This is a genomic window from Trabulsiella odontotermitis (assembly GCF_030053895.1).
Taxonomy (GTDB): domain Bacteria; phylum Pseudomonadota; class Gammaproteobacteria; order Enterobacterales; family Enterobacteriaceae; genus Trabulsiella; species Trabulsiella odontotermitis_C.
In genome coordinates this window covers 3,605,025-3,626,711 of sequence record NZ_CP125781.1, presented here as the reverse complement: position 1 = coordinate 3,626,711, position 21,687 = coordinate 3,605,025, and the positions used below count along the sequence as shown (strand labels likewise).

The window sequence follows — 21,687 nt, the reverse complement described above, 5'->3', positions numbered from 1 at the left end:
CGCAATCAGAAGACAACACTGTCAGAGGTGATGTGAGCGAAGTGAAGACAAGGCGTACCGCACGTAGCGAGCGCAGTGGACTTAATGTCCATGAGCATCGCGAGTACGGAACAACGCAGTATTCACGACGCGCAACAAGCCGGACAGAACAAGACATCTTCGGGTTGTGAGGTTAAGCGACTAAGCGTACACGGTGGATGCCCTGGCAGTCAGAGGCGATGAAGGACGTGCTAATCTGCGAAAAGCGCCGGTAAGGTGATATGAACCGTTATAACCGGCGATGTCCGAATGGGGAAACCCGGTGCACTTCGGTGCATCATCGTAACATGAATACATAGTGTTACGAGGCGAACCGGGGGAACTGAAACATCTAAGTACCCCGAGGAAAAGAAATCAACCGAGATTCCCCCAGTAGCGGCGAGCGAACGGGGAGGAGCCCAGAGTCTGAATCAGTTTGTGTGTCAGTGGAAGCGTCTGGAAAGTCGCGCGATACAGGGTGAAAGCCCCGTACACAAAAACACACAGGCTGTGAACTCGATGAGTAGGGCGGGACACGTGGTATCCTGTCTGAATATGGGGGGACCATCCTCCAAGGCTAAATACTCCTGACTGACCGATAGTGAACCAGTACCGTGAGGGAAAGGCGAAAAGAACCCCGGCGAGGGGAGTGAAACAGAACCTGAAACCGTGTACGTACAAGCAGTGGGAGCACCCTTTTGGGTGTGACTGCGTACCTTTTGTATAATGGGTCAGCGACTTATATTCTGTAGCAAGGTTAACCGCATAGGGGAGCCGAAGGGAAACCGAGTCTTAATTGGGCGTTAAGTTGCAGGGTATAGACCCGAAACCCGGTGATCTAGCCATGGGCAGGTTGAAGGTTGGGTAACACTAACTGGAGGACCGAACCGACTAATGTTGAAAAATTAGCGGATGACCTGTGGCTGGGGGTGAAAGGCCAATCAAACCGGGAGATAGCTGGTTCTCCCCGAAAGCTATTTAGGTAGCGCCTCGTGAATTCATCTCCGGGGGTAGAGCACTGTTTCGGCCAGGGGGTCATCCCGACTTACCAACCCGATGCAAACTGCGAATACCGGAGAATGTTATCACGGGAGACACACGGCGGGTGCTAACGTCCGTCGTGAAGAGGGAAACAACCCAGACCGCCAGCTAAGGTCCCAAAGTCATGGTTAAGTGGGAAACGATGTGGGAAGGCCCAGACAGCCAGGATGTTGGCTTAGAAGCAGCCATCATTTAAAGAAAGCGTAATAGCTCACTGGTCGAGTCGGCCTGCGCGGAAGATGTAACGGGGCTAAACCATGCACCGAAGCTGCGGCAGCGACACTAAGTGTTGTTGGGTAGGGGAGCGTTCTGTAAGCCGTTGAAGGTGGCCTGTGAGGGCTGCTGGAGGTATCAGAAGTGCGAATGCTGACATAAGTAACGATAAAGCGGGTGAAAAGCCCGCTCGCCGGAAGACCAAGGGTTCCTGTCCAACGTTAATCGGGGCAGGGTGAGTCGACCCCTAAGGGGCGAGGCCGAAAGGCGTAGTCGATGGGAAACAGGTTAATATTCCTGTACTTGGTGTTACTGCGAAGGGGGGACGGAGAAGGCTGTGTCATCCGGGCGACGGTTGTCCCGGTTTAAGCGTGCAGGTGTGTGCTCCAGGCAAATCCGGAGTGCTTTAACACTGAGGCGTGATGACGAGGCACTACGGTGCTGAAGTGACAGATGCCCTGCTTCCAGGAAAAGCCTCTAAGCTCCAGGTAACACGAAATCGTACCCCAAACCGACACAGGTGGTCAGGTAGAGAATACCAAGGCGCTTGAGAGAACTCGGGTGAAGGAACTAGGCAAAATGGTGCCGTAACTTCGGGAGAAGGCACGCTGGTGCGTAGGTGAAGTCCCTCGCGGATGGAGCTGAGACCAGTCGAAGATACCAGCTGGCTGCAACTGTTTATTAAAAACACAGCACTGTGCAAACACGAAAGTGGACGTATACGGTGTGACGCCTGCCCGGTGCCGGAAGGTTAATTGATGGGGTCAGCCGTAAGGCGAAGCTCCTGATCGAAGCCCCGGTAAACGGCGGCCGTAACTATAACGGTCCTAAGGTAGCGAAATTCCTTGTCGGGTAAGTTCCGACCTGCACGAATGGCGTAATGATGGCCAGGCTGTCTCCACCCGAGACTCAGTGAAATTGAACTCGCTGTGAAGATGCAGTGTACCCGCGGCAAGACGGAAAGACCCCGTGAACCTTTACTATAGCTTGACACTGAACACTGGTCCTTGATGTGTAGGATAGGTGGGAGGCTTTGAAGTGTGGACGCCAGTCTGCATGGAGCCGCCCTTGAAATACCACCCTTTAATGGCTGGTGTTCTAACGTGGACCCGTAATCCGGGTTGCGGACAGTGTCTGGTGGGTAGTTTGACTGGGGCGGTCTCCTCCTAAAGAGTAACGGAGGAGCACGAAGGTTGGCTAATCCTGGTCGGACATCAGGAGGTTAGTGCAATGGCATAAGCCAGCTTGACTGCGAGCGTGACGGCGCGAGCAGGTGCGAAAGCAGGTCATAGTGATCCGGTGGTTCTGAATGGAAGGGCCATCGCTCAACGGATAAAAGGTACTCCGGGGATAACAGGCTGATACCGCCCAAGAGTTCATATCGACGGCGGTGTTTGGCACCTCGATGTCGGCTCATCACATCCTGGGGCTGAAGTAGGTCCCAAGGGTATGGCTGTTCGCCATTTAAAGTGGTACGCGAGCTGGGTTTAGAACGTCGTGAGACAGTTCGGTCCCTATCTGCCGTGGGCGCTGGAGAATTGAGGGGGGCTGCTCCTAGTACGAGAGGACCGGAGTGGACGCATCACTGGTGTTCGGGTTGTCATGCCAATGGCACTGCCCGGTAGCTAAATGCGGAAGAGATAAGTGCTGAAAGCATCTAAGCACGAAACTTGCCCCGAGATGAGTTCTCCCTGAGACATTAAGTCTCCTGAAGGAACGTTGAAGACGACGACGTTGATAGGCCGGGTGTGTAAGCGCAGCGATGCGTTGAGCTAACCGGTACTAATGAACCGTGAGGCTTAACCTTACAACGCCGAAGATGTTTTGGCGTGAGAGACAGATTTTCAGCCTGATACAGATAACAGAATTTGCCTGGCGGCTTTAGCGCGGTGGTCCCACCTGACCCCATGCCGAACTCAGAAGTGAAACGCCGTAGCGCCGATGGTAGTGTGGGGCTTCCCCATGTGAGAGTAGGACACTGCCAGGCATCCATTTAGCAGTAACCCGGGTAAAACCGGGCGTTGTAGACAGTTTCGGTGGAGCGGTAGTTCAGTCGGTTAGAATACCTGCCTGTCACGCAGGGGGTCGCGGGTTCGAGTCCCGTCCGTTCCGCCACTTATTGAGAGCCCTGAGTGAAAACTCAGGGCTTTTTCATATTCTAAAATATTGATTATTGCTGTATTAGCAAAAATCCTCTGCGTTTTACGATCTGTTTTCCTTCCATGGCTTCATCCATAATCCTCGCATTAAACACAAACTGTGAAAAAGAGGAATTCTTATGTCTATCCCTGCATTTGGTCTTGGTACGTTCCGTCTGAACGACGATGTAGTTATCGCTTCTGTAAAAAATGCGCTGGAGCTCGGCTACCGCGCTATTGATACTGCACAGATCTATGGCAACGAAGCGGCTGTTGGTCAGGCAATTGCGGAAAGCGGCGTTAAGCGCAGCGATCTGTTTATCACCACTAAGATCTGGATCGAGAATCTGAGCAAAGACAAGCTGATCTCAAGTCTGAAAGAGAGCCTGCAGAAACTGCGTACCGATTATGTGGATCTGACGCTGATTCACTGGCCGTCCCCGAATGATGAAGTGTCTGTTGAAGAATTCATGCAGGCGCTGCTGGAAGCGAAAAAGCAGGGTCTGACTCGCGAAATCGGTATTTCTAACTTCACCATCCCACTGATGGAAAAAGCCATCGCTGCGGTCGGGGCAGAAAACATCGCGACGAACCAGATTGAGCTGTCACCGTACCTGCAGAACGGTAAAGTGGTTGACTGGGCGAAGGCTCACGGTATCCACATCACCTCTTATATGACGCTGGCTTATGGTAAGGCGCTGAAAGATGAAGTGATTGCGCGTATCGCTGCAAAACACAACGCTACCCCGGCTCAGGTTATCCTGGCATGGGCAATGGGTGAAGGTTATGCCGTGATCCCATCATCCACTAAACGTGAAAACCTGGCGAGCAACCTGCTGGCACGCGATCTGAAGCTGGACGAGGAAGATAAGAAAGCGATTGCTGCGCTTGATTGCAACGATCGTCTGGTTAGCCCGGAAGGCCTGGCGCCGAACTGGGATTAATCTCCAGAGTAGCGAGTGGCATTGCGCCACTCGCTTTTTTATTTCATGTTCTGCTTAATGTATTCACTCAAGAAATCAATAAACGCCCGAATGCGGGTACTTACCGCTCTGTCGCTGTAATAGACCGCGCTGAATGGCATCTCGACCGGCAAACGTTTATCCGCCAGCAGCTCGACAAAATCTCCCTTCTCAATTTCTTTATCCACCATATAGTCGGACAGACAGGCAATGCCATTGCCGCTCAGGCAGAGGTGTTTTAGCGTTTCGCCGCTATTTGACGAGAGTCCGCACTGAATCTCAAAGAGTTGCCCGTCATTACAGGATACGGGCCATGTATTCAGGGAAACTGGCTCGGTGAAACCCAGGCACAGGTGTTGTTTCAGTTCTTCCACGGTTTGCGGCGTGCCGTGTTTCTCAAGATAATCTGGTGAGGCGATGATCTTCCGGTAGCTGTTGAACAGCGGACGCGCGCGCAGGCTGGAGTCAGTGAGCGTCCCGGCCCGAATGGCGACATCCACTTTGCGCTCAATCAGGTTGATAAACGTTTCTGAGGAGACCAGCGAGAGTGTCATTTCAGGGTAGCGTTCCCGAAACGGCTTTATCAGCGGCATCAGAAAATGAAGCACCACCGGCGTGGCGGCATCGACGCGCAGCAAGCCTCGCGGTGTGTTTCGCGTCTCCATCAGCTCGTTTTCCGCGGCTGCCATTTCCTGCAACACCACCTGCATCCGGCGAAAATAACGCTCACCTTCTTCGGTCAGGCTCAACTGACGGGTGGTTCGGTTGAGCAGGCTGACGCCCAGTTTTGATTCGAGTTTTTTGACGGCCCGGCTGACGGCGGAGTTAGCTTGATCGAGCTGTTCTGCCGCCCGACTAAAGCTTCCACTTTCGACAACCGCGACAAAGATGGCAATTTCTTCAGAGGTTGCTTTCATTGTTGCTCCATGCGCAAAAATTCAATAATACAATGTTTCTGGTAAATAGCGTTGAAAGTATGAGCGGAAATCCCTATAACAGAAGAACCCGCGCGATTCTGGGCGGGTTTTTTGTCATTGAGGTTCGAAGCTAAAAGTGCGAAAGAATACCTATGCCATGCGTTATGTCGCCGGACAACCGGCGGAGCGGATCCTGCCACCAGGATCGTTTGCGAGCATTGGTACAGCGTTACCCGCAGGTGCGCCCATCAGCAGTGAAGAAAAAATACGGATCCTCGTCTGGAATATCTTTAAACAGCAGCGCGCTGAATGGATGTCGGTGCTGAAAAATTTCGGCAAAGATGCGCATCTGGTGTTATTGCAGGAGGCGCAAACCACGCCTGAACTGGTGTCGTTTGCGACCACTAACTATCTGGCGGCGGATCAGGTTCCCGCCTTTGTGTTACCGCAGCATCCCTCTGGCGTAATGACACTGTCAGCGGCGCATCCTGTTTATTGTTGCCCGTTGCGTGAACGTGAGCCGATCCTGCGTCTGGCGAAGTCCGCGCTGGTGACGGTCTATCCGTTACCGGACACTCGCCTGTTGATGGTAGTGAATATTCACGCGGTAAATTTTAGTCTGGGGGTGGATGTGTACAGTAAGCAATTACTTCCCATTGGCGACCAGATTGCCCACCACAGCGGCCCGGTGATTATGGCCGGTGACTTCAATGCCTGGAGCCGTCCGCGAATGAACGCGTTGTACCGTTTTGCGCGTGAGATGTCCTTACGCGAAGTCCGCTTTACAGATGACAATCGCCGTCGTGCGTTTGGCCGTCCGCTCGATTTTGTTTTCTATCGCGGCCTCGCGGTGGATGAAGCCTCTGTGCTGGTCACCCGCGCGTCCGACCACAACCCGCTACTCGTTGAATTCAGTCCCGGCAAGCCTGATAAATAAAGGTATGTCAGGTCTGCCGTGGGGCAGACCTGATCTCAGTGCTGCCCTTTATTATCACTCATCAAAGGACAGCATATGACCACAGGTTCTCATCACGATAACGTCGAAAAACAGTTTGGCTCGCAGGCTCAGGCCTATTTAACCAGCACGGTGCATGCCGCCGGGCGCGATCTCCAGCGTCTGGCTGAGCGACTTTCAGCGTTCCCACAGGCACAACTGCTGGATATGGGATGCGGAGCAGGGCACGCCAGCTTTGTGGCGGCTGGCAACGTAGCGAACGTCACAGCCTATGACTTATCCCGTCAGATGCTGGAGGTCGTTGAGCATGCTGCGCAGGAAAAAGGGCTGCATAACATCCGCACGCAGCAAGGGTACGCGGAAGCGTTGCCGTTTGCCGATGCCACCTTTGATGTGGTGATTAGCCGTTATTCGGCTCACCACTGGCACGACGTAGGGCAGGCGCTGCGAGAGGTTAAACGGGTGCTCAAACCTGGCGGGGTGTTCATCATGATGGACGTAATGTCGCCCGGGCATCCGGTCCGCGATATCTGGCTGCAAACCGTCGAAGCGCTGCGGGATACCTCGCATGTGCGAAATTATTCAAGCGGCGAATGGTTAGCGCTGGTCAACGAGGCCGGACTGGTTACGCGAACGTTAACCACCGACAAATTACCGCTTGAGTTCTCTTCATGGGTGGCGCGAATGCGTACGCCTCAGGCATTGTGTGAGGCTATTCGGCTGTATCAGGACAGCGCATCAACAGACGTAAAAGCGTACTTTGCTCTGCAGGCGGAAGGATCGTTTACCAGCGACATCGTGATGCTGGAAGCGTATAAAGCTGCATAAAAAATAAAAGGCACCGGGAAGCGGTGCCTTTTTTAGTTCATGCTGTTATCAGGATTCTGGTCTGCTGCTGTTTTTCACATACAGCGTCAGCTGATCGCCAGGTTGCAGGCTATCGGTACCGCCATTCCAGCGGACCACGTCACGAATGTTGACACCATGACGTTTCGCAATGCTCGACAGTGAATCACCCTTGCGTACGCGATAAGTAATGCTATCGCTGTTGCGGGCAAGACGCTGTGCGCTGCTCCCTGCGCCTACTGTCAGGTTCTGACCCACTTTCAGGTTTGATCCCCGCAGATTATTCCACTGCTGAAGATCTTTCGCCGATACGCCAAGGCGCGCGGCAATGCCGGAAAGTGTATCGCCTGAACGAACCTTATAGCTGCGACTGCTCAGCGGGGTGTTGTCGGCAACCAGCGTAGGCTGGACGGCGGCAATCTCGCCAGAAGCCAGAGATTCACGCAGTTGATTTGCGTGCTTCTTTGGCACCATCACATACTTAGGTCCTGCTGCGCCGAGGGTAGAACCCTTAACGCCGGCGTTAAATGCTTTCAGCTTAGTCACAGAGATACCGGCCATATCCGCTACCTGTTTCAGATCAACCGGGTTATCCAGATGAACGCGCGCGAGTGCACGGCTTTCATCTGCGGTTGGTAACTGAACGCCATAACGTTTGCTGTTCTTGAGGATGTCGCTCAATGCCAGCATTTTAGGCACGTATACCCGGGTCTCCTGAGGTAATGAGAGTGACCAGAAGTCGGTGGGTTTGCCACGCGCTTTGTTCGCTTTCATCGCCTTCATCACTCGACCCTCACCGCTGTTGTAAGCGGCAACCGTTAACAACCAGTCGCCGTCAAACATCTTGTTAAGACGTTGCATCATGTCGAGAGCTGCCGTTGTAGAGGCAATCACATCACGACGCGCGTCATAACTGCGGGTCTGTTTCAAACCATAATTCCGCCCGGTGCTCGGTATGATCTGCCAGATGCCTGCGGCATTGGCGTCAGACGTTGCATGCGGGTCAAAAGCGCTCTCCACTATGGGTAGTAGTACCAGTTCCATGGGCATGTTACGTTTCTTAACTTGCCCTGCTATCCAGTACATATACGGCTCTGCCCGTAAAGTTACATCGTGGAGATAGCTCTTGTTACGCAAATACTTTTGTTTTTGTTCGCGAATCCGGTTGTTTTCCGGAATTCCCATCTTTAGCTCGTCGCCTATGAAAGCCCACAAGTCCTGATTCTGTGCGTAGAATGTTCCATCGTCCATCCATCGCGCCTGACTTATGAACTTTCCTGCTTCCCCTTGACCAGCTGCAGAAAGGCTCTGTGCGTGCTGCTGAACGTTACCATCGTGCTTAGACGCCTGGCACCCCACCAGCAGGACAGAGGCGAGTAATATCGCTTTTGCCTTCATGTGTGTGTCAATAGTTGCTTAAAAGACGAGCAATCATAACGGCGAAGTTTTTAAAAGGCAACCCGGAATTTTCAGAAGTTGTCTTTCTTTACCCGTAACCAGGCGAATCGCTCTTCAGGTTGTTGCAATTTTGTTTCTTTGGATATTTCATTAATTAAATCAATGTCATCCGTGCGTAAAAAAATATTTATTTGACGCTCATTTTTCAGAGTTACGGGCAGTGTTTTTTGATTTTTTGCACGTAACTCCTTAACTTTAAGGTAATAATCATTTATTGCAGGATCGTGGGGGAGAATGCTTAAGGCAAACTTTATATTTGTTAAAGTATACTCGTGTGCGCAACAAATCAGCGTATCTGCCGGAAGTGCATTTATCTTCTGGAAGGATTGATACATCTGTGTTGGCGTTCCTTCAAACAAACGACCGCAACCGCCTGAGAACATCGTGTCGCCGCAGAAAAGATAAGGATCGCTGAAGAAACAGATATGTCCTAAAGTGTGACCTGGGGTAGAAATTACCCGAAATTTGCCCCCCAAAATAGCCACCTCATCGCCTTCACCTACGACTTTCGTTGTACCCTTATCTTGTGTCTCAGCAGGGCCATATACCACTACATCAGGAAAATGCTGGCGAAGTTCTTTCACGCCGCCAACGTGGTCATGGTGGTGATGGGTAAGGAAAATCGCTTCGGGCTGCCACTGGTTTTCTTTTATAGCAGCAAGCACCGGCGCCGCCTCACCAGGATCCACAATCAGGCAACGGCCGTTATCGTCACTCAGAACCCAGATGTAGTTGTCCTGAAAGGCAGGAATACTGATAAGATTCATAAATTACCTCACAAAGCGTAGCGGAAGGTTGTAATGAAACCGGCAAGGATACCTCAAACAGTAGAAGCGCCCATCCACTGGTCAGAAATGCCGTGGGGGGAATACTATCGCGAGGCGCTGGAATATCAGCTTAAACCCTGGCTGGCCAAATTGTACGGCTTTCACTTGCTTAAGATTGGCAATCTCAGCGCGGAAATCAACACGGAAGCCTGCGCGATTTCGCATCAGGTTAATGTATCGCTGCGGGGCGAACCGATGCAGGTCAAAGCCGATCCGCTGTGGTTACCGTTTGCCGAAAAATCGGTTGATGCCTGCATGCTGGCACATACGCTGCCCTGGTGTCAGGATCCCCATCGTCTGCTGCGCGAAGTTGATCGCGTGCTGATTGACGATGGCTGGCTCATTCTGAGCGGCTTCAACCCGGTCAGCCTGATGGGCATGCGCAAACTGGTGCCGGTATTAAGAAAGAGCACGCCCTACAATAGCCGAATGTTTACCATGATGCGCCAGATGGACTGGCTGGCGCTGCTGAATTTTGAAGTACTGCACTACGGCCGTTTTCAGGTTTTACCCTGGACCCGGCAGGGAGGGCGGCTTCTCAGCACGCACATTCCCGCGCTGGGGTGCCTGCAACTGATTATCGCCCGTAAACGCACGATTCCGTTGACGTTAAACCCGATGCGACAAAGCAAAGCCAAAACACAGTTGAGACCTGCGGTAGGGGCGACCCGACAATACCGCAAGCCCTACGACTAGTTATTCGGGTTGATAACCCGTATCGTCGAATGCGGGGTTGCAGGCGGCAGCCCGCGCCAGCTCGTCGCAGCGTTCGTTTTCCGGGTGCCCGGCGTGGCCTTTAACCCACTCCCAACGGATCTGATGCTGGCTGAGGGCAGCATCCAGGCGCTGCCAGAGATCGACATTCTTGACCGGTTTTTTATCGGCCGTTTTCCAGCCGCGCTTTTTCCAGTTGTGGATCCACTGGGTGATCCCCTGACGAACATACTGGCTGTCCGTGCTCAGCACGATTTCACAATGTTCTTTCAGGGCTTCGAGCGCGACAATCGCTGCCATCAGTTCCATGCGGTTGTTAGTGGTAAGATGATAACCTGCGCTAAAGGTTTTTTCGTGCTGGCGATAGCGTAAAATAGCACCGTAGCCACCCGGCCCTGGATTGCCGAGGCAAGAACCATCGGTGAAAATTTCTACCTGTTTAAGCATCTCTGGTAGACTTCCTGTGATTAAAACGACAAGTCTGACATAAATGACCGTGATGAGCACTGCAATTACACGACAGATCGTCCTCGATACTGAAACCACCGGTATGAACCAGATCGGTGCCCATTACGAAGGGCATAAGATCATTGAAATCGGTGCTGTTGAGGTGATCAACCGTCGCCTGACGGGCAACAACTTCCATGTCTACCTGAAGCCGGACCGGCTGGTGGATCCGGAAGCGTTTATGGTTCATGGCATCGCCGACGAATTTCTGTTGGACAAGCCCACGTTCGGGGATGTCGCCGATGAGTTTCTGGAGTATATCCGCGGTGCGGAACTCGTCATTCATAACGCCTCGTTTGATATCGGTTTTATGGATTATGAGTTCGCGAAACTCAATCGTGGTATTCCGAAAACGGACACCTTTTGTAAGGTCACCGACAGCCTGGCGCTGGCGAGACGTATGTTCCCGGGTAAAAGGAACAGCCTCGATGCGCTTTGCTCCCGCTACGAAATAGACAATACCAAGCGTACGCTGCACGGGGCATTGCTCGATGCCCAGATCCTCGCTGACGTCTGGCTGACAATGACTGGCGGGCAAACCTCGATGACCTTTGCGGTCGAGGGTGAGTCGCAACAGCAGGCCGGTGATGTGGGGATTCAGCGCGTTGTTCGCGCGGCCAGTAAATTACGCGTTGTTTTAGCCAGCGATGACGAGCTGGTGGCGCATGAATCGCGGCTTGATCTGGTGGAGAAAAAAGGGGGAAGCTGCCTCTGGCGTGCCTGAATTTGCAGTGAGTAATGCGAAAATCGCCGTGTGGGTGAAATTTGCAGCAAACGATTCAAAATGCCGGAAAAAGCGTTGACGGGGGTGCGGGTAATCCGTAATATGCGCCTCGTTCCCAACGGAACAACAACGCGGAGCGGTAGTTCAGTCGGTTAGAATACCTGCCTGTCACGCAGGGGGTCGCGGGTTCGAGTCCCGTCCGTTCCGCCACTATTCAGAAGGCCTGAATCAGTAATGATTCAGGCCTTCGTCGTTTTAGCGACCCAGCGTAAACGGGTCCGCATCCTGCCAGGCGGGAAACTTCTCCCGGTATTCCTGCAACAGCTCCAGTGACAACTCCGCGTCGAGTCTCGTTGCCTGATGCGCCTCGGCCGAGGCGAGAATTTCACCCTGCGGGCTGATGATTCGGCTGTCGCCACGGTAGTGATGCCCGTTACCGTCAGTGCCGACGCGGTTACAACCTGCCACATACGCCAGGTTTTCTATCGCTCTGGCGATAAGCAACGACTGCCAGTGCAGCGAGCGCGGCGCTGGCCAGTTCGCGACATACAGCGCCAGATCGTAATCATCGCGGTTACGGGACCACACCGGAAAGCGCAGGTCGTAGCACACCAGCGGCAAAATACGCCAGCCACGCCATTCGAACACCACGCGCTCACTCCCCGCCTGGTAATAATGGTGTTCATCCGCCATACGAAACAGATGACGTTTATCGTAAAAATACACGTGGCCACCGGGCTCAACCAGCAAAAAACGGTTTACCGCACCGCGTTCTGTCTGCAGCGCCGCGCTCCCGGCAACCAGCGCCTGCGTTTGCTGTGCTTTGGCGCGCATCCACGCGACGACCTCGTCCTGAGGCAGCGACTGTTGTGCCGCTTCCATGGCAAATCCTGTTGTAAACATTTCCGGCAGGACGATCAGATCCCGCCCGGTCAGTTCTTCCAGCTGGAGATCAAAGTGGCGCAGGTTTGCCGGGCCATCCATCCAGACCAGCGGCTGCTGCAATAACGTAATTTTCAAGCCAGACACTATTGTGACCTCCTGAATTGAAGATGCGTGATAATCACTGTATCACCATATTTGTTCTCTGTGTGTAGCCGAAAATTATCATAAAAAAACGGAGCCCGGGGGCTCCGTTTGAGTTTTGAACGGTGATCAGGCCGCTTCAGTTTTGCGTAACGGCGCTGCCGGCTTTACCGGCTGTGTCGCCAGCGCGTCGGCCTCGAAATCGTCGACATTAATACTGCGCAGACGGCTGACTTCCGCCCGGGTGAGGATCTCCGCTTCATCCTGATTAATTAACCCCTTCGCCAGCGCATTTCTTGCCAGTTCATCCAGACGGGTGAACTGCAAGTTTTTGCCGATCTCTTTGCAGATGCGCTGATGAATCGGATCGGCGGCCATCACGTCCAGCAGCGCCTGCTCCAGCAGACCTACCGGGTTATGCTCGCTCGGTGTCAGGTACTGACCGCGGCCAATGCGGGAGCGGGTCGCGCCCGGCAGTTGCAGGATCTTCGCCACCTTATGATCCAGCTTATCGGACGGCGCCGTGTAATGACGACCGGTCGGGAAGATGACAAATCGCATTGCTCCTGCAATAAAGCGGTTCGGGAAATTACGCAGCAGGTCGTCAATTGCCTGTTCCGCCTGATGCAGCGCATCCTGAACGCCCCAGTGAACCAGTGGTAGATCAGCTTCGTGGCGGCCTTCATCGTCATAGCGTTTCAGTACGGCAGAGGCCAGATAGAGCTGGCTCAGCACATCGCCAAGACGCGCGGAGATTCGCTCGCGGCGCTTCAGACTGCCGCCCAGCACGGCCATCGAAACATCGGACAACAGCGCCAGGTTAGCACTCAGACGATTCAGATGCTGATAGTAACGTTTGGTCGCATCATTGGTTGGCGTGCTGCTGGTCAGGCCGCGCGTCAGGCCCAGCCAGAAGCTGCGCACTTTATTACTGCCGACATGACCGATATGTTTAAACAGCAGTTTATCAAAGGCATTGACGTCGTTGGTCTGCGCGGCGGCCATTTCATCCAGCACGTACGGATGGCAACGGATCGCCCCCTGGCCAAAGATCATCATGCTGCGAGTGAGGATGTTTGCCCCTTCGACAGTAATGGCGATCGGCGCCCCCTGATAATGGCGGGCAAGGAAGTTGCCTTCGCCGAGCATGATGCCTTTACCACCGGTAATATCCATCGCATCGATGATGGATTGCTGACCACGGTGGGTACAGTGATATTTCACGATGGCTGACAGCACGGCCGGTTTTTCACCGAGCATAATGCCGTAGGTGATCAGCGACGCGGCGGCATCCATCACATAAGCGTTACCGGCGATACGCGCCAGCGGCTCTTCAATCCCTTCCATTTTGCCGATAGCGATTTTGAACTGGCGACGAATATGCGCATAAGCACCGGTCGCCATGGCAACCGATTTCAGGCCGCCCGTCGCGTTCGACGGCAGCGTAATACCGCGGCCAACGGATAAACACTCAACCAGCATTCTCCAGCCCTGACCGGCCATTTTCGGGCCACCGATGATATAATCGATCGGCACGAAAATATCTTTCCCGTGGGTCGGCCCGTTCTGGAACGGCACGTTGAGCGGGAAGTGGCGACGACCAATTTCAACGCCCGGTGTGCTGGTGGGGATCAGCGCACAGGTGATACCCAGCTCTTCTTCACCACCCAGCAGTTTATCCGGATCGGAGAGTTTGAAAGCCAGGCCGAGGACGGTGGCGATAGGCGCCAGCGTGATGTAACGCTTGTTCCAGGTGAGTCGCATGCCGAGCACCTGCTCGCCCTGCCAGTCACCCATGCAGACCACGCCGGTATCCGGGATTGCACCCGCATCGGAGCCCGCTTCCGGGCTGGTCAGCGCAAAGCAAGGGATCTCCTGCCCACGCGCCAGACGCGGCAAATAATGATTTTTCTGTTCGTCAGTACCATAGTGTTGCAGCAGTTCGCCCGGCCCTAAAGAGTTAGGCACGCCTACGGTGATCGCCAGGATCCCCGAAACGCCGGACAGTTTCTGCAACACGCGGGACTGGGCGTAAGCGGAAAACTCCAGACCGCCATACTCTTTCTTGATGATCATCGCAAAGAAACGGTGCTCTTTCAGAAACGCCCACAATTCCGGCGGCAAATCGGCCATTTCATGAGTGATCTGGAAATCGTTCGCCATGCGGCAGGCTTCTTCCACCGGGCCATCCAGAAACGCCTGTTCTTCTTCCGTCAGACGCGGCTGCGGATAGTTATGCAGCTTTTTCCAGTCCGGATTGCCACGAAACAGGTCGCCTTCCCACCAGGTGGTACCGGCATCAATCGCCTCTTTTTCCGTCCGCGACATCGGCGGCATCACTTTGCGGAAGGTGCGGAACACCGGCGCGGAAATCATCGATTTACGCATCGGGGCAATGTTGAACGGCAGCAGAATGATCGCCAGCGGCACCAGCAGCCAGATATTCCACAGCCCGGCAAGACCCAGCGCCGCAGTCCAGGCCAGCAAAACCACGCTGCTGAGCAGCAGGTTTACCTGGTGATAGAAGAGCGCACCAAGTAATACGAGGGTTGCAACAATACTCAAAATCATCATAAAGAAAAGCTCCCTTGCTTGTAGGAGGTCTGACCACTTGTGATGTTATGGTTGTAGTGGATGCGATTTGTTTTAGCAATGTGTTTACAAAATAATTACAACATGGCTCACATTGTCATCGCGGAATGGGGCACGGAAAATCAAAGGCCCGGTTTTTTACGCTGGCTTTGGCTTCTCGCTACTGGCGCTATCCGGTACACTGCAGCATGTCTTATCAATCAATGCTGAAGGATTATCCTCATGTACCAGGATCTTATTCGTAACGAACTGAACGAAGCAGCAGACACTCTGGCTAACTTCCTGAAAGATGAAGCAAATATTCACGCTATCCAGCGTGCGGCCGTTCTGCTGGCAGACAGCTTCAAAGCCGGTGGCAAAGTGCTCTCCTGCGGTAACGGCGGTTCGCACTGCGATGCGATGCATTTCGCGGAAGAACTGACCGGTCGGTATCGTGAAAACCGTCCAGGCTATCCAGGGATCGCGATTTCTGATGTCAGCCATCTGTCCTGCGTCAGTAACGATTTCGGCTATGACTATGTCTTTTCGCGTTATGTTGAAGCGGTGGGGCGTGAAGGCGACGTGCTGCTGGGGATCTCCACCTCCGGCAATTCCGGTAACGTGATCAAAGCGATCGACGCAGCGCGCGCAAAAGGCATGAAAGTGATTACGCTCACGGGCAAAGACGGCGGCAAAATGGCCGGTAATGCAGATGTTGAAATTCGTGTGCCACATTTTGGCTATGCGGATCGCATTCAGGAGATCCATATTAAGGTGATCCACATCCTGATTATGCTGATCGAAAAAGAGATGGTGAAAGCGTAATGATGTCGGGGGGCGACCCCCGTTAACGCGTATGAGGTGACGTATGTGCGAACTGCTCGGGATGAGCGCTAATGTGCCAACCGATATTTGCTTCAGTTTTACCGGGCTTGTCCAGCGTGGGGGCGGAACCGGGCCGCACAAAGACGGCTGGGGGATTACCTTCTACGAAGGCAAAGGCTGTCGCACATTTAAAGATCCTGAACCCAGCTTTCAGTCACCGATCGCCAGGCTGGTGCAGGAATATCCCATCAAATCCCGCTCCGTCATTGCCCATATTCGCCAGGCGAATCGCGGTATTGTCTCGCTGGAAAACACCCATCCTTTTACCCGTGAGCTGTGGGGCCGCAACTGGACCTATGCCCATAACGGGCAACTGACAGGGTACAAATCGCTCGAAACCGGCAACTTTCGCCCGGTAGGCGACACCGACAGCGAAAAAGCGTTTTGCTGGATGCTGTATAAGCTGACGCAGCGCTATCCGCGTACGCCGGGAAACATGACTGCGGTGTTCCGTTATATCGCGGCGCTGGCTGAAGAGATGCGCAAGAAAGGCGTCTTTAACATGCTGTTGTCTGACGGGCGTTATGTGATGGCGTTTTGTTCCACCAACCTGTTCTGGATCACTCGTCGCGCGCCGTTTGGCGTGGCAAAGCTGCTTGATCAGGACGTGGAAATTGATTTTCAGACCGAAACCACACCTAACGATGTGGTGACGGTCATCGCGACGCAACCGCTGACCACCAATGAAACCTGGCATAAAGTTATGCCAGGCGAGTGGGCGTTATTTTGCCTTGGGGAGCGTGTAGTTTGATGCCAGCTGCGGCTGGACGACATCGCTGGTCAGCGGCTTGCTGACCACATAACGGCCATCAACAACCGAGACCATCGGCGGTTTGTGGGTTTGCTCGAAGTAGTCATACCCCGGTTTCAGCTGCGCCCAGAAATCTTTGTAGTAGGAATACTTGTGGCGCTGCATATTGGCGTCGTTCATACGGAACGGGTAGATGCTGACCTGAACGCTTGACTGACCAAACACCAGTGCGCCGGTGACAAACTGGAAAATCTCATCAATGCCGGAGTCGGTCATTGCGTAGCAGCCAACGGACACGCAAGCGCCGTGGATCATCAGGTATTTCCCTTCATAGCCGTGCGCGCGGTCAAACGCGTTCGGAAAGCCGATGTTAATGGCTTTATAGAAGCGGCTGTCGGGCTTGAGCTGATTGCGGCTGACGCTGTAAAACCCTTCCGGGCTTTTGAAATCGCCCTGACGCTGTTTTGGGCCCAGGCCACCGGAATAGTTACAAATTTTGTAGCTATCGAGGAGCTGATAAGTTTCGCCCATTTTCACAAACAGATCGAGCGTGCGCTCTTCTTTGAAGATCTGGATATAAACCGGCGACCCCATCAACTGCTGCTTATATTCTTTACTGACCGGCGTTGTGCCATGGTTGCTGCTAAGCAGCCCCGCGAACGAGACGCACGGAATCAGGAGCATCGCAATAAAGAATGCGATTTTGCGCATACCACTTGTTCCTTGATAAAACCTAAACGACATGCCAGGACGGCAAAAGAAACCCGAAATCAGACTAATCTGGAAGTTAGTGCGCTCACATTAGCACCACCGCAGTTTTTCGCAAGCCCGGATTACGCTGTTTACACTTTCGCCTTTATTTATACCGTAAATGGCGATGCGCGGCAGCCTGAAGTTTGAGCAATAGTTCTCAAAAAATTACCGTCCCGGGCCGAATTACTGAGCGTTTGCGGCAGAAAATGATAAACTCCTGGCGTCATTTGACGGAACAGGAAAGGACGCGTTTCCCATCCCCTGCTGGCAAGGATAAATGCCAGCGCCGCTCGACCTTTCTTCAGTTTCATTTATCAATACGCTGGCTTCAGCTCAAAGCTGATGTTTCGTTTACGGATACCCGCTAACCATATGATTAAAATCACAAAAGGGCTAGATTTGCCCATAGCTGGCATGCCACAACAGCAGATTTCCGAAGGCGCGATGGTAAAACAGGTAGCGCTGCTCGGTGAAGAGTACATCGGTATGCGACCATCGATGGCCGTTCAGGAAGGTGAACGAGTCAAAAAAGGGCAACTGCTTTTCGAAGACAAAAAAAATCCTGGCGTCCGGTTTACTGCGCCGGTGAGCGGCGTGGTCAGCGCCATTCATCGTGGCGAGCGCCGTGTGCTGCAGGCGGTGGTAATCGATATTGACGGCGATGCGGCGATCGCATTCCCCCGTTTTCCGGTGAGCGAGCTGGCGATGCTGCCTGCGGAGCAGGTGCAGGAGCAATTACTGGCCTCCGGGCTTTGGACGGCGCTACGCACGCGTCCCTTCAGTAAAACTCCTGTGCCGGGCACTGAACCGGCGGCGATTTTCGTCAACGCCATGGATACCAACCCGCTGGCGGCTGATCCGCAACCCATCATTTTCATGTATCGCGAGGCATTCAATGCGGGCCTGACGGTACTGACGCGTCTGACGAAAGGCATGGTCCACGTCTGCCAGGCGAGCGGCGGCAAACTTGGCGGTCATCCTGCCGGACAGGTGAAATATAACGAATTTACCGGCCCGCATCCTGCGGGTCTGGTGGGAACGCACATTCATTTCCTTGCGCCGGTCAGCCTGAAAAAGCAGGTCTGGCATCTCAATTACCAGGACGTCATTGCCATCGGCAAGCTGTTTACCGAGGGGGAACTCTGGAGCGAACGCATCATCGCGATTGGCGGTCCGCAGGTGAAAAATCCGCGGCTGGTACGCACCGTTCCCGGCGCAAATCTTGATGCCTTGCTGGCAGGCGAACTTCAGGACGGTGAAAACCGGGTGATTTCCGGTTCGGTACTGAGCGGCACCCACGCCGTCGGGCCGCGCGCTTTCCTTGGCCGTTTCCACCTGCAGGTGAGCGTGGTGAGAGAAGGGCGCGATAAAGAGTTGTTCGGCTGGGTAATGCCGGGGAAAGATAAACACTCGGTAACCCGCACCACGCTGGGTCACTTCCTTAAGCACAAGCTGTTTAACTTTTCTACCGATACCCATGGCGGCGAGCGGGCCATGGTGCCGATTGGCAACTACGAGCGGGTCATGCCGCTGGATATTCTGCCGACCATGCTGCTGCGCGATCTGCTGTCCGGCGACACCGACAGCGCCCAGGCGCTAGGCTGTCTGGAGCTGGATGAAGAAGATCTGGCGCTGTGTACCTATGTCTGCCCGGCAAAATATGAGTACGGACCGGTGCTGCGCGAAGTGTTAACCCGCATTGAGCAGGAAGGATAAGTGATGGGCTTAAAACATCTTCTGGAAAAAATCGAGCCGCACTTTACCCACGGCGGCAAACTGCAAAAGTATTATCCGTTGTATGAAGCGGCAGCGACGATTTTCTACACGCCGGGTCAGGTGACGAAAGGGGCATCCCATGTCCGTGACGCCATCGATCTGAAGAGAATGATGATTCTGGTCTGGTTAGCGGTGTTCCCGGCTATGTTCTGGGGCATGTACAACGTCGGGCTGCAAACCATTCCGGCGCTCAATAAAATGTACGGTGCGGAGCAGTTACCGCAGATTATCGCCAATAACTGGCATTACAGCGTAGCGCAATGGCTGGGCGTCAGTTTCGGCCCGGATGCGGGCTGGATGAGCATGATGGGGCTTGGCGCTGTCTACTTCCTGCCGATTTATCTCACTGTCTTTATTGTCGGCGGCTTCTGGGAAGTGCTGTTTGCGATTATTCGTAAGCATGAGATCAACGAAGGTTTCTTCGTGACCTCGATTCTGTTTGCGCTGATCGTTCCGCCCACGCTGCCGCTCTGGCAGGCTGCGCTCGGCATTTCGTTCGGCGTGGTGATCGCCAAAGAGATTTTCGGCGGCACGGGGCGTAACTTCCTCAACCCGGCGCTGGCCGGGCGTGCATTCCTCTTCTTTGCTTATCCGGCGCAAATCTCCGGCGATCTGGTCTGGACGGCGGCAGACGGTTTCTCCGGTGCCACGCCGCTTTCCCAGTGGGCGAGCCATGGCGGTGAAGCGCTGGTCAACGTCGTGACCGGCCAGCCAGTCAGCTGGTTGGATGCTTTCATCGGCAATATTCCCGGCTCGATTGGTGAAGTTTCCACGCTGATGATCTTCATCGGCGGCGCCATCATCATTTTTGGCCGCGTGGCGTCATGGCGCATCGTGGCAGGCGTGATGCTCGGCATGATCGCCACCGCCACGCTGTTTAACCTGATCGGCTCTGACAGTAACCCGCTGTTCGCCATGCCGTGGTACTGGCATCTGGTGTTAGGTGGCTTTGCCTTCGGCATGATGTTTATGGCGACGGACCCGGTATCTGCGTCGTTTACTGACAAAGGAAAATGGTGCTACGGGGCGCTTATCGGCGTGATGTGCGTGTTGATCCGGGTGGTTAACCCGGCCTACCCGGAAGGCATGATGCTGGCTATATTGTTCGCCAATCTTTTTGCGCCGCTGTTCGATTACCTGGTGGTGCAGGCCAACATTAAGCGGAGGAAGTCGCGTGGCTGAGAATAAAAGTAACGATAGCATCGGTAAAACGTTGCTGGTGGTACTGGTGCTTTGCCTGGTGTGCTCCATTGTGGTGGCGGGATCGGCCGTTGGCCTGAAGGCGCGCCAGCAGACGCAGCGCGCGCTGGATAAGCAGCGCAATATCCTGTCGGTGGCCGGGCTGATGCAACAGGGCATGAGCGCCGACGACGTCGCGAATGTTTTCGCGACCCGCATTACCCCGCGACTGGTGGATCTCAACACAGGCGCGCTGCTGGATAAAGACCCTGCGTCGTTTAATCAGGCGCAGGCGCTGAAAGATGCGGAGCAAAGCATCGCGCTGGACGCGAATCAGGATCCGGCAGGTATTAAGCGTCGCAGTAACCTCGTGGAAATTTACCTGGTGCGCGATGAACAACAACGGGTCCAGGAGATTGTCCTGCCGGTTTACGGCAACGGTCTGTGGTCAATGATGTACGCCTTTGTGGCGCTGGATACCGACGGACGCACAGTGAAAGGCATCACCTATTACGATCAGGGTGAAACACCGGGGCTGGGGGGCGAAATCGAAAACCCGAACTGGCGCGCGCAGTTTATCGGCAAAAAAGTGGTGGATGATAACGGCATGCCCGCACTGAAAGTAGTGAAAGGCAGTGCGCGTCAGGGTGATGAATACGCGGTGGATGGCCTGTCCGGCGCCACGCTGACGTCAAACGGCGTGCAGCACAGTTTTGATTTCTGGATGGGCTCGCTCGGTTTTGGCCCCTTCCTGAAACAGGTTCGTGACGGAGGGCTGAATAATGGCTGAACTCGGTGATATGAAAGAAGTGAAACGGGTGCTGGTAGGGCCATTTATCGCCAATAACCCGATCGCATTGCAGGTGTTGGGTGTCTGTTCGGCGCTGGCGGTGACCACCAAGCTGGAAACCGCCTTCGTCATGACCATTGCGGTGACGCTGGTCACAGCGTTCTCGAGCATGTTTATCTCAATGATCCGCCACCATATTCCCAATAGCGTGCGCATTATCGTCCAGATGGCGATCATCGCGTCGCTGGTGATCGTGGTGGATCAGCTGCTGCGCGCCTTCGCCTATGAAGTGTCAAAACAGCTTTCGGTTTTTGTCGGGCTGATTATCACCAACTGTATCGTGATGGGCCGCGCCGAAGCCTACGCCATGAAGTCACCGCCGCTGGCGAGTTTTATGGACGGGATTGGCAACGGCCTGGGCTATGGCGCAATCCTGCTGATTGTCGGTTTCCTGCGCGAACTGATTGGCAGCGGCAAACTGTTTGGCATCACGGTGCTGGAAACGGTGCAGAACGGCGGCTGGTATCTGCCGAATGGTCTGTTTCTGCTGGCGCCGAGCGCATTTTTCATTATCGGTCTGCTGATCTGGGCGCTGCGCACGTGGAAGCCAGAACAGCAGGAAAAGGAGTAACCGAT

General features: G+C 54.1%; 19 protein-coding genes, 2 tRNA genes and 2 rRNA genes. 15 read left to right on the top strand and 8 right to left on the bottom strand.

Translation table 11 applies throughout. The annotated features are described in order from the left end of the window. The first annotated feature begins 170 nt into the window (after nt 1-170). The 4 genes from QMG90_RS17210 (at nt 171) to dkgB (ending at nt 4,354) form a co-directional block, all read left to right on the top strand. A 23S ribosomal RNA gene (locus tag QMG90_RS17210) occupies nt 171-3,079 on the top strand. Between the two features lie 64 nt (nt 3,080-3,143). Further along, nucleotides 3,144-3,259 (top strand): 5S ribosomal RNA (rrf, locus tag QMG90_RS17205). A gap of 51 nt (nt 3,260-3,310) precedes the next feature. Next, nucleotides 3,311-3,387, top strand: a tRNA-Asp gene (locus QMG90_RS17200). 163 nt (nt 3,388-3,550) lie between these two features. Further along, nucleotides 3,551-4,354: a 2,5-didehydrogluconate reductase DkgB gene (gene dkgB / locus QMG90_RS17195; protein ID WP_283280833.1), complete on the top strand. Its 804-nt coding sequence runs from the start codon at nt 3,551-3,553 to the stop codon at nt 4,352-4,354. A gap of 38 nt (nt 4,355-4,392) precedes the next feature. Here dkgB and yafC read toward each other — a convergent pair whose 3' ends face one another. Then, on the bottom strand, nt 4,393-5,289 hold the full coding sequence (yafC, locus tag QMG90_RS17190; RefSeq protein WP_283280832.1) for a DNA-binding transcriptional regulator YafC: 897 nt from the start codon (nt 5,287-5,289) through the stop codon (nt 4,393-4,395). Between the two features lie 136 nt (nt 5,290-5,425). On the opposite strand from yafC, the gene QMG90_RS17185 reads away from it, so the two are divergent. Further along, entirely contained in the window at nt 5,426-6,226 is an 801-nt protein-coding gene (locus QMG90_RS17185; protein WP_072171033.1) for an endonuclease/exonuclease/phosphatase family protein, read from the top strand. 75 nt (nt 6,227-6,301) lie between these two features. Then, nucleotides 6,302-7,072, top strand: a complete 771-nt coding sequence (locus QMG90_RS17180; protein WP_283280831.1) for a class I SAM-dependent methyltransferase — start codon at nt 6,302-6,304, stop codon at nt 7,070-7,072. Between the two features lie 48 nt (nt 7,073-7,120). Here QMG90_RS17180 and mltD read toward each other — a convergent pair whose 3' ends face one another. Continuing rightward, nucleotides 7,121-8,488, bottom strand: coding sequence for a murein transglycosylase D (gene mltD, locus QMG90_RS17175; RefSeq protein ID WP_283280829.1), 1,368 nt, complete (start codon nt 8,486-8,488; stop codon nt 7,121-7,123). 71 nt (nt 8,489-8,559) lie between these two features. After that, complete coding sequence (gloB, locus tag QMG90_RS17170) at nt 8,560-9,315, bottom strand: hydroxyacylglutathione hydrolase (protein ID WP_283280827.1); 756 nt, start codon at nt 9,313-9,315, stop codon at nt 8,560-8,562. Between the two features lie 33 nt (nt 9,316-9,348). On the opposite strand from gloB, the gene QMG90_RS17165 reads away from it, so the two are divergent. Then, the gene (locus tag QMG90_RS17165; RefSeq protein WP_283280826.1) at nt 9,349-10,071 is read left to right on the top strand and encodes a class I SAM-dependent methyltransferase; all 723 of its coding nucleotides are present in this window, start codon (nt 9,349-9,351) and stop codon (nt 10,069-10,071) included. On the opposite strand, the gene rnhA is transcribed toward QMG90_RS17165, so the two are convergent. Next, nucleotides 10,072-10,536 carry a ribonuclease HI gene (rnhA, locus tag QMG90_RS17160; RefSeq protein WP_346733123.1) on the bottom strand — a complete coding sequence of 155 codons (465 nt, stop codon included), beginning with the start codon at nt 10,534-10,536 and terminating at the stop codon, nt 10,072-10,074. 52 nt (nt 10,537-10,588) lie between these two features. Between rnhA and dnaQ the strand changes: the two genes are divergently transcribed. Continuing rightward, the gene (gene dnaQ / locus QMG90_RS17155) at nt 10,589-11,320 is read left to right on the top strand and encodes a DNA polymerase III subunit epsilon (protein ID WP_283280823.1); all 732 of its coding nucleotides are present in this window, start codon (nt 10,589-10,591) and stop codon (nt 11,318-11,320) included. A gap of 133 nt (nt 11,321-11,453) precedes the next feature. After that, nucleotides 11,454-11,530 (top strand) — tRNA-Asp (locus tag QMG90_RS17150). A 45-nt stretch (nt 11,531-11,575) separates the two neighbouring features. Here the strand turns inward: QMG90_RS17150 and QMG90_RS17145 are convergent. Further along, nucleotides 11,576-12,349, bottom strand: coding sequence for an amidohydrolase (locus QMG90_RS17145; protein ID WP_283280822.1), 774 nt, complete (start codon nt 12,347-12,349; stop codon nt 11,576-11,578). Between the two features lie 126 nt (nt 12,350-12,475). Then, nucleotides 12,476-14,920, bottom strand: coding sequence for an acyl-CoA dehydrogenase FadE (gene fadE, locus QMG90_RS17140; RefSeq protein WP_283280821.1), 2,445 nt, complete (start codon nt 14,918-14,920; stop codon nt 12,476-12,478). Between the two features lie 240 nt (nt 14,921-15,160). Here fadE and lpcA point away from each other — a divergent pair, with 240 nt between their 5' ends. Together lpcA and QMG90_RS17130 are read left to right on the top strand one after the other, a co-directional pair. Continuing rightward, nucleotides 15,161-15,742, top strand: coding sequence for a D-sedoheptulose 7-phosphate isomerase (gene lpcA, locus QMG90_RS17135; RefSeq protein WP_038155472.1), 582 nt, complete (start codon nt 15,161-15,163; stop codon nt 15,740-15,742). A 43-nt stretch (nt 15,743-15,785) separates the two neighbouring features. Beyond that, on the top strand, nt 15,786-16,553 hold the full coding sequence (locus QMG90_RS17130; protein WP_283280820.1) for a class II glutamine amidotransferase: 768 nt from the start codon (nt 15,786-15,788) through the stop codon (nt 16,551-16,553). On the opposite strand, the gene dpaA is transcribed toward QMG90_RS17130, so the two are convergent. Both dpaA and QMG90_RS17120 read right to left on the bottom strand, forming a co-directional pair. Further along, nucleotides 16,524-17,264, bottom strand: coding sequence for a peptidoglycan meso-diaminopimelic acid protein amidase (dpaA, locus tag QMG90_RS17125; RefSeq protein WP_283280819.1), 741 nt, complete (start codon nt 17,262-17,264; stop codon nt 16,524-16,526). The two genes, QMG90_RS17130 and dpaA, sit on opposite strands and share 30 nt — an antisense overlap. A gap of 149 nt (nt 17,265-17,413) precedes the next feature. Next, nucleotides 17,414-17,617 (bottom strand): hypothetical protein, encoded by a 204-nt coding sequence (locus tag QMG90_RS17120; RefSeq protein WP_283280817.1) that lies wholly within the window; start codon nt 17,615-17,617, stop codon nt 17,414-17,416. Nucleotides 17,618-17,678: 61 nt separating this feature from the next. Between QMG90_RS17120 and QMG90_RS17115 the strand changes: the two genes are divergently transcribed. Genes QMG90_RS17115 through QMG90_RS17100 form a run of 4 tightly spaced genes read left to right on the top strand, consistent with a single transcriptional unit; the run spans nt 17,679 to nt 21,682 of the window. Further along, nucleotides 17,679-19,022, top strand: coding sequence for a Na(+)-translocating NADH-quinone reductase subunit A (locus tag QMG90_RS17115; RefSeq protein ID WP_283280815.1), 1,344 nt, complete (start codon nt 17,679-17,681; stop codon nt 19,020-19,022). A gap of 3 nt (nt 19,023-19,025) precedes the next feature. Beyond that, a complete protein-coding gene (locus tag QMG90_RS17110; RefSeq protein WP_283283992.1) occupies nt 19,026-20,264 on the top strand; it encodes an NADH:ubiquinone reductase (Na(+)-transporting) subunit B in 1,239 nt (412 codons plus the stop codon). Further along, nucleotides 20,257-21,051 (top strand): Na(+)-translocating NADH-quinone reductase subunit C, encoded by a 795-nt coding sequence (locus QMG90_RS17105; RefSeq protein WP_283280814.1) that lies wholly within the window; start codon nt 20,257-20,259, stop codon nt 21,049-21,051. Before QMG90_RS17110 ends, QMG90_RS17105 begins: the two co-directional genes overlap by 8 nt. Next, nucleotides 21,044-21,682, top strand: coding sequence for an NADH:ubiquinone reductase (Na(+)-transporting) subunit D (locus QMG90_RS17100; protein ID WP_054180547.1), 639 nt, complete (start codon nt 21,044-21,046; stop codon nt 21,680-21,682). Before QMG90_RS17105 ends, QMG90_RS17100 begins: the two co-directional genes overlap by 8 nt. Nucleotides 21,683-21,687: the final 5 nt, after the last annotated feature.